Genomic DNA, 13613 nt, shown 5'->3' on the forward strand with positions numbered 1-13613 from the left:
TTCCGTCCTCCCTTGTCCCGGATGTGCCGGAATACATGAAGTTAAAGGCAGATCATCCCGGTTCTATGGTGAGCGTTCGGGTTGGCGGCTATTTCCTTCTCTATGGGGAGGACGCAAAGCAGGCAGCCACAGACCTGGGACTAAAGACTGTGGTTCAGGACATTCCCGGTCTTGGGGAAACTACCGTCACCGGCACCAACCTGGGCTGGCCCCATCTGGCAAAGCAGTTGCAGCTTCATGGCCATAACGTCACCATTGGCGAGCCGCAGGACGGCCGGTATCAGGCTGTCAAAAATCTGGAAGTGGCTGACTTTATCCCTCTTGGGATGAAGCTGGAACAGGATGGGCGCACTTTTACCGTCGATCAGGTCGATTACGCTGCGGGCCGCGTCAGTCTGCGGGATGATACCTTTACGGTTGGAACCGGATTTCCCATTTTCCGCAGTGAGCCGGTAGCCGTGGTGCGGGAATGGGTGGAACACCAGCAGGAAAAAGACCTGGCCGTGGCAGCGCGTACAGAGGAAATGCTTGCTGGAGCTGCCGCTGCTTACGGACAGTCCCAGCTTGATACCGCAAAAGGGCTGATTTCCGATTTTTGCGAACGGGAATACGGCTCCGAGGTGGAATTTACCGACCTGCGGCATATCGGACTGGCCTGCACCACCACCGAGGACGAAAAGCACATCCTTCAGGTGGACGCGGATCTGGTGGATTATGCCGTCTGCTATCTGATAGACGGGGTACAGATACATCAGGACAAATACGAAACCCTCTCAGACCTGATTGACCAGGAACTTTCCGTACTGGATTTTGACAGCCTCATCCGCACAGGAATGGACGCAATGCCGGAGGAACCACTGGATCAAGAGAAGGCAGTGCCACATAGCCGCTATTCTGTGATAGAAGCCAGTGACACGGATTCCTATGTCCCGGATGGTGGGCGATTTGCCATTTTGGATGAAGAAACACAGGACTATTACTATGACGAGGATAGCTGGGCAAAGGTTTTTCCCGATGCAGAATCTGCCGCTCAATTTATAAAAGAATTGGAGAAGGCAGATGCCGAAAAGCAGCAGCCTACATGAAGATCATTTGCTGGGGAACAATATTTGTCTTTGGATATAACGCTGTGTGTTCCGTGCTCAAAGGCTTAGGTGACTCTAAATCCCCTCTTTATTTCGTAGGGATTGCCACGATTATCAATATTGTTTTGGACATTTTACTGGTAGGCCCCTTTGGAATGGGAACGGCCGGGGCCGCTTATGCCACTATCACAGCCCAGGGGATTTCTTTTGTGATTTCTATTTTCTATTTAAGAAAGCACAAAGTATTTTTCTCTGCTAATGCTCACAAGAAGTTTACTTTCCAAATAGATAAACTGGTTTCTATCCTTAAAGTTGGTCTACCTACGGCAATTCAAATGGTAGTAGTAAACACGGCCTATCTGCTTGTAACAGGTATGCTAAATCAATTTGGTACTTCTGTATCTGCTGCTTCTGGCGTCGGATTGCAGATCAATACTTTTGCTGGTATGCCTTGTTGGGCTATCGGGCAAGCGGTTACAGCGATGGTAGGCCAGTGCATAGGTGCTAGGGAGATAAAACGGGCGCGGAAAGTAGTTAAGATCGGTTTGTTGCTGAATATTTCTGTAACTCTTGTTGTTGTAATCGGCGTTCAGATTTTTGCCGAACAACTGATCCTGCTTTTCGGCAGTACCAGTGCTGAAGTAATCAATGATGGGGTGTACTATCTGCGGGTTTGCTGTGGTGTCAACAGCCTAATTTATGCTGCCATGTATACGTTGGACTCTTTTGCGATTGGGGTAGGCGCTGCAAATATCGCTAACCCATAAGATCGGGGACCTGGCGAAGAGCTTCGCCCTGTCCATCATGCTGATCGTGTTTGTCATGACCGTCTACGTCCCTGCGGGACTGATCCTGCTGGCAGCTGATCTCCTGCTGATCCCCGGCCTGTGGCTATCCTTCCGCATGGTGCGGAAATACGGCCAGGAGAAGAACGACATCTGTGCGGAGAATGTCAGCAGCATTGTGGAGTATGTATCCGGTATCCAGACCTTCCGGGCCTACGGTGTGGGTGGCCTGAAGAATAAAACCGTCATTGACGCCATGCGGGCATTCTGCCGCATCAGCTATGTGTATGAGGCCAAGGTGCTCCCGGTGGGGGCGGGACTGAGCATCCTGACCTGGCTGGCCTGCCCGCTGGTCATCTGGGCAGCGTATGCGCCATGGGCGGCCGGGACACTGGATACCGTGTCCTACCTGCTGATCTGCATGCTGCCCCTGTTCTGCGCGAAGCTGGCCAACACCATCTTTGTGGACCTCACCAGCTACAAAAACCTGATGATCTCCAAAAGCAAAATCCTGGGCGTTATGGAGGAGCCGGAGGAGAGCGGCAGCATGGAGCCGTTCCAGACGGATACCCATGAGATCACCTTTGACCATGTGGATTTTGCGTATGTCCCCGGAGAGCCCGTGCTGAAACAGGCCACCTTTACGGTGCCAGACCAGAAGCTCACCGCCATCGTGGGGGACTCCGGTTCCGGCAAGTCCACCATCCTGAACCTGATCGCCAAATACTATGAGCCGAGCGGCGGCGCCATATCCATCGGCGGCAGGCCCACGGGCCGTGTGGCGGCAGAGCGGGTGCTGGAGCAGATCTCCATGGTGGATCAGGATGTGTTCCTCTTTGATGACACCATCCGTGACAATATCCGCCACGCACGCCCTGAAGCCACTGATGGGGAAATCGAGGCGGCTTGCCGGGAGGCCAACTGCGACGGCTTTATCCGCAGCATGGAGAAGGGCTATGATACCCCCACAGGGGAGAATGGTAATCTGCTCTCTGGCGGTGAGCGCCAGCGCATCTCCATTGCCCGGGCCATTTTGAAGAACAGTCCCATTCTGCTGCTGGACGAGGCCACGGCGTCCCTGGACATCGAGAACGAGCTGGCGGTGAAACAGGCCATTGCCAATCTGCTCAAGGAGAAAAAGACCGTGGTGATGATTGCCCATACCCTGTCCATTGTCAAGAATGCGGACCAGATCCTGGTGGTAGCAGACGGGAAGATCGCAGAGGCCGGTACCCATGAGGAGCTGCTGGCCAAGAACGGGAAGTACGCGGCCATGTGGCAGGCAGAGCAAAAAATATCCGCCTGAGGGGAGGACGCCATGAAACTCCACGCATCTGGAGAAGATTACTTGGAGGCCATTCTGGTGCTCCAAAGGCAGAAAGGCATGGTGCGCTCCGTAGATGTCGCCCGGCACCTGGAGGTCACAAAGCCCAGCGTCTGCAATGCGGTGGCGACCCTGCGGGACGGAGGCTTTCTTACGATGGACGAGGGCTATTTCCTGCATCTCACCGATGTAGGGCGAGAAGTGGCGGAGCAGATCTATGAAAAGCATCGGTTCTTTACCGACCGGCTGATTGCCGCTGGCGTGGACCCGGCAACAGCTGAACGGGACGCCTGCCGGATCGAGCACGTCATCAGTGATGAAAGTTTCGAGAGGCTGAAAGCTGCCGCGAAACCAGAATCGTAAGCACAGCAAAGGGAGGAGGCCGTGCAGGCGGCCGCCTCCCTTTGCCATTGGGGGTGAAATCGTGGATGAAATCATCATTATCCGGGCCGCCGACCCGGACGGCAGCGTGTTCCAGGCCGTCATGGACGCGCTGAATGGCAAAAGGGCGGAGGTGGTCAGCATCGCTGCCCCGGCCGCCCCCGTGCTGCGTATCAGAGAGCTGGAGATCTATCACAAGCACCGGCGCGTGTTCATGGCGGGCAGGAAAGTGGAACTCAATCATGGAGAGTATGCCATGCTCTATTGCATGGCCAGCTCACCGGGGCAGGTGTTTTCCAAAGCGCAGCTCTATGAGGCCGCTTGGGGCGAGGAATATCTGTACGGGACGAACTCTGTGGAGAATACCATCTGGCGGCTGAGAAAAAAGTTGGAGAAGGAACCCAGGCATCCGACATACATCAAGACGGTGGTGGGGATGGGCTATAAAATAGACATTGATGGCGAAGAGCAGGAAAGTAAAAATTGAATATAGCAGATGGCTGAGGCAGAGACTGAAGGATGTTCCAGTCATCCGGCTTATGTGAAAACAGCGGCTCGCGTCACAATTACTGGATCAGCGCCAGGCTGCGCAAGATTGTTGCAGCCTGGCGCTGATTTTTCATAAAGATTTACAGCGACCACTTGCCGGCCTCGGCCCTTTGAGTTACAAAGTTCCGGTAGATGCCCTCCTGGCCGATCAGCTCCCCGTGGGTGCCTCGCTGGACGATGCGGCCCTGATCCAGCACCAGGATCTGGTCGGCGCTGCGGACGGTTTTCAGCCGGTGGGCGATCATCAGCACGGTCTTCTCCCGGGTCAAAGCCTCCATGGCCTTTTGAAGCTGGTCCTCGTTCTCCGGGTCCACGTTGGCGGTGGCCTCGTCGAAGATGACGATGGGAGCATCCTTCAGCAGACACCGGGCAATGGAGATCCGCTGCTTCTCACCACCAGACAGGGTAGCCCCGCTCTCACCGATGACCGTGTCATACCCTTCCGGCAGGGCGGAGATGAAGTCATGGCAGCAGGCCTTCTTTGCCGCATCCATCACCTGCTCGTGGGTAGCGTTGGGACAGCCGAACTTGATGTTATTCTCAATGGTGTCGTGGAAGAGATACACGCGCTGGAACACCATGCTCACCTGATCCATCAGGGATTCTAACGTGTATTCCCGCACATCCCGGCCGCCGATGGCGACCCGGCCGCCCTCCACGTCCCAGAACCGGGCGATCAGGTTGCAGAGGGTGGTCTTGCCGGAGCCAGAGGGACCCACGATGGCGGTGGTGGTCCTGTCCGGGATGGTGAGGGACACATCCTTCAGAATGGGCCGGCTGCCGTAGGAGAAGTCCACATGGTCGAACACGATGTCGTGGGAGTCCGGATGGAGCGCCGCACCGTCCTGGTCCATCTCAGGGATGCCGTCCACCTGGTTGGCGTGGTCGATGGAGCTGCCCACCAGGCGCAGGGCGGACACGCCGCTGCCCGCGGACTGGATCTGGGAGAAGATCAAGAAGGAAATGATCACGGACATCAGGGCATTGGCCAGTGTCAGACCGCCGCTCAGATACAGCCACACAGCGGCCACCAGGATCACCACGCTGAACAGGTGGAGGGCCATTTCCTGAGCCCAGATGTAGGGAGTGAACAGTTTTTCCACCGCCAGATTGTTGCTGCGGCTGTTCTCCAGGGCCTGACGAACCCGTTTGTCTCCCTTGCCGGTGAGGTTGAAGGATTTGATGACACTCATGCCCTGGAGCTGCTCCAGCACCGCCTCCACCAGCCGGGCCTCGTCCCGCTGGCGCTTGGGGGCGATTTTAGCGGACTGTTTCTCCATGCGGGAGAGGAGCAGCAGGTACAGCGCCATTCCAGCCAAGGCCAGCAGGCCAATGCGCCAGTCCCAGAACAGGACACACAGCAGCATGACGGCGGAATTGATGAGCCCGCCCAGGATCGTGACCAACACCATGGCCCCGGCGCTCTCCACCTCGTCCAGGATGGTAGTGGCGATGCCGGTGAGTTCCCCTACAATAGTTCCCACCTTGGCCAGACTGTCCACAAAGTCCATGGCGGCCAGCAGCGGCCCGGCGATGCCCAAGGACAGCACAATGGTGGTAATGAAGGTATCCACCGGAAGACTCCCGCCGGCGTACAAGAGCCAGCCTGCCGGCAGAATGGTGATCATGGTGGTGGGGGAGATGGCCTTGGACAGGGAAATGGGCATTTGGCAGCTTTTCATCCAGTGGTAGAAGTAGGAGGCGTTGGCCTTCACGCTGTCGGAAAACCGGGCGTAGGACTGCTTTCCCTGGTTGAAGGCCTTGATGACCTCGATGCCGCCGATGTACTCCACGATGGCGCTGTTCATAGCCTGGGTGGTTCGGACGGAACCCTCATACTGCTTGCCGTAGCCCGCCATCACCGCCATCATGAAGGCCATGCCTACCGGGATGGACACCAAACTCAGCAGGGCCATCCGCCAGTCCAGCACAAACAGGTAGACGAGAATGCAAACCGGCCCCAGCACGTTTGCGGTCATCTCCGGCAGCAGGTGGGCCAGGGGCCGCTCCATGCTCTCCACCTGGTCTACGATCACCTGTTTCATCTGGCCGCTGGAGGTGTCCAGGATGGTGCCCAGAGGCATCCTGGGGAGTTTCTCCAAAATCTTCTCCCGGATGGATTTCAAGATAGAGAAGGTGGCCTTGTGGGAAATGGACAGGGCCAGGGAGTAAAGGCTGGCCCGCAGCAGAAACCCCGCCAGGGCCACGGCGCACCAGGTCAGGTAGAACGAGAATTCCTGGTTTCCGGACAACAGGCCGAGGATGATCTGAGCTGCGGCAAAGTAGGGGGCCATGCCGCACAGCACCCCCACCACGGCGGACAGGATGGCCTGGATCAGGCTGCCGTGCTGTGCCTCACCCAGTTCCCATAGCCGGAGCATGGGATTTTGTTGCTTCATCGTGAATTCCTCCTTAATGGTTAGTGATTGCTAACTTTCTGTGAAATCAAAAGGCTGTACCCAGCAGGGGACAGCCTGCTTGATTCAAGGCTGGGGATCGAACACCGTGCTGAAGCCCGCCATGTGGTAGTCGTTGAGCATCTTCACATAGCGGCGAGCTGCGGCGCGGTCCATGTTGTGGCGTACTACCTCAAACATCCCGTTGAAATAGGCGGTGACGATGATGTGGATGAACTCCTCCGTCACTTGGCCGGACTTCACGCTCTCGCAGCCGATGATCTCCATGTACTGGTAGGTGTACTCCACCTCAATGTCCACCAACTCGTCCAGAAAACAGGAAAATCGGGTGCCGTGTGCGCCATCCAGCAGGAGGCGGAACACGTCGAAGTGGTTGTAGATGTAGTCCAGCAGGTCCAGCTGATGGCGGGCGGTGTACTGCCCCATCTCCGCTTTCTGCGTCTCGCCATCCAGCTGGTGGAAGCTCTCCTGGATCTCCCGGAACATGGCCTTGAACTGATCCACCACCGGTTCTACAATCGCCCGAAACAGGCCCTCCTTGTCCCCGAAACGGGTGTAGATGGAGCAAGTGCTGGTGCCCGCCTCCTGGGCGATAGCCCGCAGGGAGGCGTCCAGAAAGCCTTTGGACAAAAACTCGTCCTTGGCGCACTCCAGCACCCGGTCATAGACGCCGGGCTTCTGCTTTGCCATACCTTCACCTTCTTTGCAGCACATTCAAAACGCTGTTTTATAACGATGTTATGAATATAGCACACTGTATTCTCATTGTCAAGTCCTGTGCAGAAAAAGGGACGCAGTGCCGGAAAGGCCCTGCGTCCCAAACCTATGATGGATTTTCTGCTATGCACCGGCTTTGCGGTTCCACCCGCGGCTCTGCTGCCGCACGGTGATGAAGTTTTGATAGATCCCAGGCTCCTCCATCAGCGACTGATGGGTGCCCCGCTGAGCGATCTCCCCATTGGATACGACGAGGATCTGATCCGCGCCCCGGATGGTGTTCAGCCGGTGGGCGATGACCAGCAGGGTCTTGCCCTTCACCAGCTCTGAGATGGCCTGCTGGATGTAGCTCTCATTGTCTGCGTCCACGCTGGCGGTGGCCTCGTCCAGAATGACGATGGGGGCGTCCTTCAGGATGCAGCGGGCAATGGAGATCCGCTGCCGCTCCCCACCGGAGAGGCTCTCGCCCCCTTCACCGATCACCGTGTCAAACCCATCGGGCAGAGCCATCACAAAGTCGTAGCACCGGGCCTTGCGGGCCGCCTCCAGCACTTCCTCCCGAGTGGCGTCTGGTCGGCCCATGGCGATGTTGTTGTAGATGGTATCCTGGAAGAGATAAACCCGCTGGAACACCATACTGATGTGGTCCATCAGGTCGGCCAGTTTCACCTCCCGAACGTCCTTTCCTCGAACCAGTACCCGGCCGCCTTTCACATCCCAGAAACGGGTGAGCAGGTTGGCGATGGTGGATTTGCCCCCGCCGGAGGGTCCTACCAGGGCCAGCATCTGGTTCCGGGGCAGGGAGAAGGAGATGTCATGGAGTACCTCTTTCTCCCCATAGGCAAAGCGCACACGCTGGAACTCCACCTCTGGAGCCTCGCTGGCCTCCGGGATGGAGTCCCGGCCGTCATCCGGCAGCTCCGGCTCGTGAAAGACCGCCTCGATCCGGTCCATGCAGCTGTTCATGACGGTCAGCCGGGTGGCCTGGGTATACAGGGCCTTGATGGGGCCGAACAGGTCAAAGACAAAGAGCATGATGCCCACCAGATAGGGGACGCTCATGAGCCCGGCGCTCTCCAGCGCCAGGGCAATGGCCGTGATAGCCGCAGCCCCCAGGCCGTAGGCAAGGTTCAGCCGCAGCTGCCAGGGGGAGTGGTCCTCCTCAAACTGAAGACTGGTGTCGCAGCTCCTTTGGAAGTTATCGGTCAGTTCCCGGGACTTCTCTCCCAGCAGATTGTAGGTCTTGATGATCCCGATGCCTTCCACGAAGTCCAGCACCGCCTCGGTGAGATTCTCGTTCTGCTCCTGCCGCGCCACGGAGTCCTGGAGGGCCTCACGCTTCATGCCCCGGGCAATGAGCAGCACGATGCCGATGATCGCAAGGGCTGCCAGACCGATCCAGAGGTCAAAGCAGAGCAGGAATACCACCAGGATGGCTTGAGCGAAAATATAGCTCATCATGTCCGCCAGTACGGTCATGCAGTTTTCCTCAATGAACACCATGTCGGAGGAAAGGACGGAGCTGATCTTGCCGATGTTGCCCTCGGTGAAGTAGCCCATGGGCATCCGCCGCAAGTGGGCGCCCAGATCCATCCGCATGTCCGAAAATACCAGGAAACCCGCCGCGGACTGGAGCCGGTCGGCGATGTGGTGAAAGAGGACCTGAAGCAAGACGCAGACCACCAGGGCGATGCCGTACCAGAGGCAGTCGCCGGCGGTGATGGTCCCCTCGTAAAAGCTGGAGAGCACCAGGAACGCCAGCATGATCGGCGCCTTGGCCAGCAGGGATTTCAGGAACGAAAAGACAAAGGCGATTTGGATCCGCCGCTTATACCGGCCGGAGACCGCCAGAATCCGTTTCATCAGTTGGATCATTGTGCCGCGCCTCCTCTCTGATTCACGCCCCATTGGGCGCTGTCCTCCGCAGCCTGCCAGAGCTTTTGATACGCCGGGCAGCGGCCCAGCAGCTCCTCGTGGGTGCCCACATCGGCCACAGTGCCCTGCTCCAGCACGCAGATTTGATCCGCATTCACGATGGAGTGGAGCCGGTGGGCGATGACGAGGACTGTCTTACCCCGGATCACTTCGGCAATGGCCTCGTTCATCTTCTCCTCATTCTCCGGATCCATGAAGGCGGTGGCCTCGTCCAGCACCACGATAGGGGCGTTTTTCAAGATCGCCCGGGCCAGAGAGATGCGCTGCCGCTCCCCGCCGGAAAGCATTTTGCCCCCGTCCCCGGCCATGGTGTGGATGCCATTCTCCAGCCGGGCGAGGAACTCCCCGCACTGGGCCTTCTCCGCCGCGGCCAGCACTTCCTGGTCCGTGGCCTCCGGGCGGCCTAGGCGGATGTTCTCCAGCAGGCTCATGTTGAACAGGAACTGCTCCTGGGCCACATAGGAGATCTGGTCGTTGAGGGCCTCCACGCTCATCTCCCGGATGTCCTGGCCGCCCGCGCGGATGCTCCCGCCGGTCACATCGTAGTAGTGGACCAGGAGCTTGGCCAGGGTGGACTTGCCGCTGCCCGACTCCCCCACCAGGGCGGTGAGGCTCCCCTCCGGCGCGGTGAGGGAGACACCGTGGAGCACCTCGTCCTCCTGATAGGCAAAGCGGACATCCTCAAAGGAAACGGAGTGATCCTCACCAGAGAAGCCTGCCTCTGTCTGCTCCAGAGCCGGCGCGCCCATCAGCTGCTCCAGCGCGGTGATCTTGTAGTTGATCTGGGGCAGGGTGGACATAAACCCCAGCGCCCGCAGCAGGGGCGCACCCACGCCGAAGGACATGCACAGCACCAGGGCGAAGTCCGGCAGGGTGGAGTATCCTACCAAAACCAGGTACGCCCCGATGGGCAGGGTGAACAGGGCCACACAGGGCAGGATGCTGTTGTAGAGGGCCATCCAGGGCCAGCAGACCTTATACCAGGCCAGGGTGAAGTCCCGGTAGCCCCGCACATCCTGCTCGAAGCGCTGGTAGGACTCCCCATCCCGGTTGAAGACCTTCACCACCTCCATGCCGTTGATGTACTCCACGATGGTGCTGTTCATCTTCTGGGCGGAGGCATAGTAGGCTCCCATCTTGCTGGTGCCGGCGCGGTACATGGCCATCATAGCCACCAGACCCAACGGCAGAGCACATAGAGAGAGCAGTGCCAGCTTCCAGTCCACGAAAAACATGGCGAGAAAGACGAAGGCAGGCACCGCCAGATTGGCCAGCCCCTCCGGCAGGGCATGGGCCAGCAGCAGCTCGATGGAGTCGATGTCGTCAATGAACATCTTCTTCAGGGCGCCCACGCCCTTCTCCTGGATCACGCCCAGGGGCTGCCGCTCCAGCTTTCCCTGGAGGGAAGCCCGCAGGTTTTTCAGGGTGTTGTAGGCCGCCCGGTGGGAGAGGGACAGGCCCTTTACATATAGGACAGCGTATAGAACCCCGCAGACGGCGATGGCTGCCACCCGCCACGCCGCGTATCCAAGCTCCAGCGATTCCCCCAGCAGCAGGGGCCGGATCAGTTGGTAGATGAACAAGAAGGGGAGCACATTCATGACGATGCCGATGAGCATCACCGCCATAGAGAGATAGGTGGTCTTCCGATACTCGCCCGCATACTCCAAAACTTTTTGAAACACAGTCGAACCTCCTTTTTTTGAGATTAGTTATCGCTAACTCTTGGCCGGTGAAAAACCTCTCCGCTGGAGAGGCTTTCCCTATTTCTGAAAATGCAGCGCTCCATGCCAGTTGAACAGGCCGCAGACGATCCGGCAGTGGGCCTCGATCTGCTCCCAGGTAAAGTGGTGGATGAAGGGTTCGTAGATCGTGGTCCAGAAGGCGGACAGCAGGATGTGCAGTTCTGCCGGCTCCACATCGTTCCGGCACAGGCCCCGCCGCTGGGCCTCCGCCAGATAGGCGCTGGTGGCCTTCGTCAGAAGCTCCACCCAGTCGTGGGGGAAGTTGGCGTACCGGGTCCCCTGGGAGCAGGAGAGCAGCAGATAGAAGTCGTCCCGCCGGTCGTAGAGGAAACGGAACCACCACATCATGTCCGCCCCATCCATGTCCCACGCCTTGATCAGTTCCTGATCGGACATGACCGCGGGGTCCTTATCCCCCCGGGCATGGGCCACTTCGTACAGGTCCGACACCGTTTGTTCCACCACGGCGGAAAACAGGTCCTCTTTCCCCTTGTACCGTTTATACAGCGCCCCGGTGGTGACGCCGGCTCCCTCGCAGATGGTTTTGAGAGACGCTTTTTCAAAGCCGCTTGCCAGGAACTCTGCTCGGGCGCTCTCCAGGATCCGGGGATCAATGGAGCGGTCCGCCACTGCCATACAATCGCCTCCTCAATAGATAATTTGATTACCGATAATCTGATTATCAATATAGCATGGAGGGTGGAACCTGTCAAGGGGAAACTGCGGAAAGAGCTGTTTCCATTTTTCCGCGTTTCTGGTATGATAGCCCCGAGGTGATGCTTATGCAGCTAAACTTTGAGGGGATCGCCGTCGGTGCGGCGTCCCTGCTGATTATCGGTGCATTCCATCCGCTGGTAATCTGGTGCGAATACCACTTCACCCAGCGGGTCTGGCCGGTTTTTCTGATTGCGGGTCTGCTCTTTCTCTGTGGGGCCTTGTTCGTTCAGGGACTGATCTCCATTGTTTTGGGGCTTTTGGGGGCAGGCTGCCTGTGGAGCATCCGGGAGCTGAAGGAACAGGCCCATCGCGTAGAGCGTGGATGGTTTCCCAAAAATCCTAAAAGAAAATAACCGACTGCCGCAGGAAGGATTTTCCGTCCTGCGGCAGTCGGTTTCTTGACAGCGGGGGTACAATTTTATATAATTGCGCTATGGTTAGCGGTAACTAACTAAAAGCAAATACAATGCTTACCAATAAAAAGTTCCGAAGGAGTCATTGCTATGATGGATCACTTGAATCAGATGGATACCCAAGAGCATGTTGTCAAGGTCGATCTTCTGCACCTGAACCCTGCCGACCCGGATGGAGGCTGCTGCTGTCATCACGAAGGGCACCCTTGCTGTGGGCGGCACCGCCATGGGCAGGAGAACCAACCTATCGCGGAAGAGCGAGAAAAAGTGTGATTGCATAATTTAGTACAGGGGAGATTGGCATGAAAAAATCGTTGTTGGCTGCAGTTTTTGCAGTTTTGATCCTTTCCTTAGCGGGCTGCTTACCGCAGCAGGACTCTTCCGCTACATCAGATGCAGGGTTTCAGACTGCATTTGACAACAGTGTTGCCGCCAGTGATTTCACGGATGAATTATTGGAGGATATGCTGGGGCAAAAGGGGATCAACAACTATGAGATCGAATTGACCTCCGGCGGCTTCATTACGGATGATCCTGTCACTTATCTTGTTGGCTATCGGTATCGCTGTAATGACGAAATTGAGGTCTATGGATATAAGCTGAGGCAGACAGAAGATGGATTTACCGTACTGGATGAGGGCCCCGAAGTGGGGGCATTTATTGTTGGGAATGGTGACTGAGCGATTTGTGAAATGAGATCAGATTATCGGAAATGGATACTGAAGATGAATCCAGAAGGGGAGATGACCATGAAACCAGATTATCGGAATTGGATGCCCAAGGGCATGATCATGGGCCTGGGGACCGCCGCCGGCGTACTGGCGGCGGGAAGCGCGGCTGCAGTCAGATCACGGCTGCCCTTGGACCGGACGTCAAGGCATCTTGCCGGAGCAGTCCTGGGCCTGGGCGCTGTGGGATGTCTGGCGGGGGCGGCGTGGAGCCTGTACGCCCGGGCGATGTTTTCCTACGAGGGCGGGCGGCAGTTGTCCCGGCAGATCATCGAGGGCGTCGCCTCATACATTGAACTTCCGGAGGGCGGCGTGGGCCTGGATGTGGGGTGCGGCAGCGGGGCGCTGACCATCGCCTGTGCCAAACGGAACCCCCAGGGCCGCATGGTGGGCATCGACCGCTGGGGCGTGGAATACGCCTCCTACAGCCGGAAACTCTGTGAGCGGAATGCCCGGGCAGAGGGGGTGAGCAACATCACCTTCCAGCAAGGCGACGCCCGCCATCTGGATTTCCCGGATGAGACCTTCGACGCAGTGACCAGCAACTACGTCTACCACAACATCACCGGCGCGGACAAGCAGACGCTGCTGCGGGAGTCCCTGCGGGTACTGAAGAGGGGCGGCGTCTTTGCCATTCATGACCTGATGGAGCCCTCCCGGTACGGGGATATGGACGAGTTTCTCCGCAAGCTGCGGGAGGATGGCTTTCAAGAGGCGCAGCTGCTCCCCACGGCGTACGGAAGTTTTATGACGCCCTGGGAGGGAAAGACCCTGTTCCTCTCCGGTTCCGCCCTGCTGGTGGGCAGGAAGTGAGGGG

Annotated in this window: 12 protein-coding genes and 3 pseudogenes; 9 read left to right on the forward strand and 6 right to left on the reverse strand. The window is 57.8% G+C overall.

The annotated features are described in order from the left end of the window. Nucleotides 1-35 precede the first annotated feature (35 nt). The 5 genes and pseudogenes from B5G34_RS19030 (at nucleotide 36) to B5G34_RS01730 (ending at nucleotide 4062) form a co-directional block, all read left to right on the forward strand. Nucleotides 36-1085, forward strand: a complete 1050-nt coding sequence (locus tag B5G34_RS19030) for a hypothetical protein (RefSeq protein ID WP_275532286.1) — start codon at nucleotides 36-38, stop codon at nucleotides 1083-1085. After that, nucleotides 1082-1852 (forward strand): MATE family efflux transporter, encoded by a 771-nt coding sequence (locus B5G34_RS01715; protein ID WP_343286545.1) that lies wholly within the window; start codon nucleotides 1082-1084, stop codon nucleotides 1850-1852. Before B5G34_RS19030 ends, B5G34_RS01715 begins: the two co-directional genes overlap by 4 nt. Next, nucleotides 1842-3176, forward strand: a pseudogene (locus tag B5G34_RS01720) (ATP-binding cassette domain-containing protein); the annotation flags it as partial. The gene B5G34_RS01715 and the pseudogene B5G34_RS01720, both read left to right, overlap by 11 nt. Before the next feature lie 12 nt (nucleotides 3177-3188). Then, nucleotides 3189-3557 carry a metal-dependent transcriptional regulator gene (locus B5G34_RS01725; protein WP_087333713.1) on the forward strand — a complete coding sequence of 123 codons (369 nt, stop codon included), beginning with the start codon at nucleotides 3189-3191 and terminating at the stop codon, nucleotides 3555-3557. Nucleotides 3558-3618: 61 nt separating this feature from the next. Then, complete coding sequence (locus B5G34_RS01730; RefSeq protein ID WP_087333714.1) at nucleotides 3619-4062, forward strand: winged helix-turn-helix domain-containing protein; 444 nt, start codon at nucleotides 3619-3621, stop codon at nucleotides 4060-4062. Between the two features lie 142 nt (nucleotides 4063-4204). Here B5G34_RS01730 and B5G34_RS19035 read toward each other — a convergent pair. From B5G34_RS19035 to B5G34_RS01755, 6 genes and pseudogenes are all read right to left on the reverse strand, one after another. Beyond that, a pseudogene (locus B5G34_RS19035) lies at nucleotides 4205-5596 on the reverse strand (ABC transporter ATP-binding protein); the annotation flags it as partial. A gap of 63 nt (nucleotides 5597-5659) precedes the next feature. After that, nucleotides 5660-6523, reverse strand: a pseudogene (locus tag B5G34_RS19040) (ABC transporter ATP-binding protein); the annotation flags it as partial. Nucleotides 6524-6607: 84 nt separating this feature from the next. Further along, nucleotides 6608-7231, reverse strand: a complete 624-nt coding sequence (locus B5G34_RS01740; protein ID WP_087333716.1) for a TetR/AcrR family transcriptional regulator — start codon at nucleotides 7229-7231, stop codon at nucleotides 6608-6610. Between the two features lie 150 nt (nucleotides 7232-7381). Further along, nucleotides 7382-9133, reverse strand: coding sequence for an ABC transporter ATP-binding protein (locus tag B5G34_RS01745; RefSeq protein ID WP_087333717.1), 1752 nt, complete (start codon nucleotides 9131-9133; stop codon nucleotides 7382-7384). Further along, entirely contained in the window at nucleotides 9130-10878 is a 1749-nt protein-coding gene (locus tag B5G34_RS01750; protein WP_087333718.1) for an ABC transporter ATP-binding protein, read from the reverse strand. Before B5G34_RS01750 ends, B5G34_RS01745 begins: the two co-directional genes overlap by 4 nt. 78 nt (nucleotides 10879-10956) lie before the next feature. Then, nucleotides 10957-11574, reverse strand: coding sequence for a TetR/AcrR family transcriptional regulator (locus B5G34_RS01755; protein WP_087333719.1), 618 nt, complete (start codon nucleotides 11572-11574; stop codon nucleotides 10957-10959). A 146-nt stretch (nucleotides 11575-11720) separates the two neighbouring features. Here B5G34_RS01755 and B5G34_RS01760 point away from each other — a divergent pair, with 146 nt between their 5' ends. The 4 genes from B5G34_RS01760 to B5G34_RS01770 all read left to right on the forward strand — a co-directional run bounded on the left by B5G34_RS01760 (nucleotide 11721) and on the right by B5G34_RS01770 (nucleotide 13609). Continuing rightward, entirely contained in the window at nucleotides 11721-12008 is a 288-nt protein-coding gene (locus B5G34_RS01760; RefSeq protein WP_306792531.1) for a DUF4491 family protein, read from the forward strand. A 150-nt stretch (nucleotides 12009-12158) separates the two neighbouring features. Continuing rightward, nucleotides 12159-12341, forward strand: a complete 183-nt coding sequence (locus tag B5G34_RS18335) for a hypothetical protein (RefSeq protein ID WP_140397177.1) — start codon at nucleotides 12159-12161, stop codon at nucleotides 12339-12341. A gap of 29 nt (nucleotides 12342-12370) precedes the next feature. Continuing rightward, nucleotides 12371-12748 (forward strand): hypothetical protein, encoded by a 378-nt coding sequence (locus B5G34_RS01765; RefSeq protein WP_087286271.1) that lies wholly within the window; start codon nucleotides 12371-12373, stop codon nucleotides 12746-12748. A 69-nt stretch (nucleotides 12749-12817) separates the two neighbouring features. Then, entirely contained in the window at nucleotides 12818-13609 is a 792-nt protein-coding gene (locus B5G34_RS01770; RefSeq protein WP_242956751.1) for a class I SAM-dependent methyltransferase, read from the forward strand. Nucleotides 13610-13613: the final 4 nt, after the last annotated feature.

The sequence above is a fragment of the Flavonifractor sp. An82 genome, from assembly GCF_002159265.1.
Lineage (GTDB): Bacteria > Bacillota > Clostridia > Oscillospirales > Oscillospiraceae > Flavonifractor.

Bases quoted from the DNA above. Each gene is read 5' to 3' on its own strand.
- B5G34_RS19030 (WP_275532286.1), top strand. From the start codon at position 36: ATGAAGTTAAAGGCAGATCATCCCGGTTCTATGGTGAGCGTTCGGGTT.
- B5G34_RS01715 (WP_343286545.1), top strand. From the start codon at position 1,082: ATGAAGATCATTTGCTGGGGAACAATATTTGTCTTTGGATATAACGCT.
- B5G34_RS01725 (WP_087333713.1), top strand. From the start codon at position 3,189: ATGAAACTCCACGCATCTGGAGAAGATTACTTGGAGGCCATTCTGGTG.
- B5G34_RS01740 (WP_087333716.1), bottom strand. From the start codon at position 7,231: ATGGCAAAGCAGAAGCCCGGCGTCTATGACCGGGTGCTGGAGTGCGCC.
- B5G34_RS01745 (WP_087333717.1), bottom strand. From the start codon at position 9,133: ATGATCCAACTGATGAAACGGATTCTGGCGGTCTCCGGCCGGTATAAG.
- B5G34_RS01755 (WP_087333719.1), bottom strand. From the start codon at position 11,574: ATGGCAGTGGCGGACCGCTCCATTGATCCCCGGATCCTGGAGAGCGCC.
- B5G34_RS01760 (WP_306792531.1), top strand. From the start codon at position 11,721: ATGCAGCTAAACTTTGAGGGGATCGCCGTCGGTGCGGCGTCCCTGCTG.
- B5G34_RS18335 (WP_140397177.1), top strand. From the start codon at position 12,159: ATGATGGATCACTTGAATCAGATGGATACCCAAGAGCATGTTGTCAAG.
- B5G34_RS01765 (WP_087286271.1), top strand. From the start codon at position 12,371: ATGAAAAAATCGTTGTTGGCTGCAGTTTTTGCAGTTTTGATCCTTTCC.
- B5G34_RS01770 (WP_242956751.1), top strand. From the start codon at position 12,818: ATGAAACCAGATTATCGGAATTGGATGCCCAAGGGCATGATCATGGGC.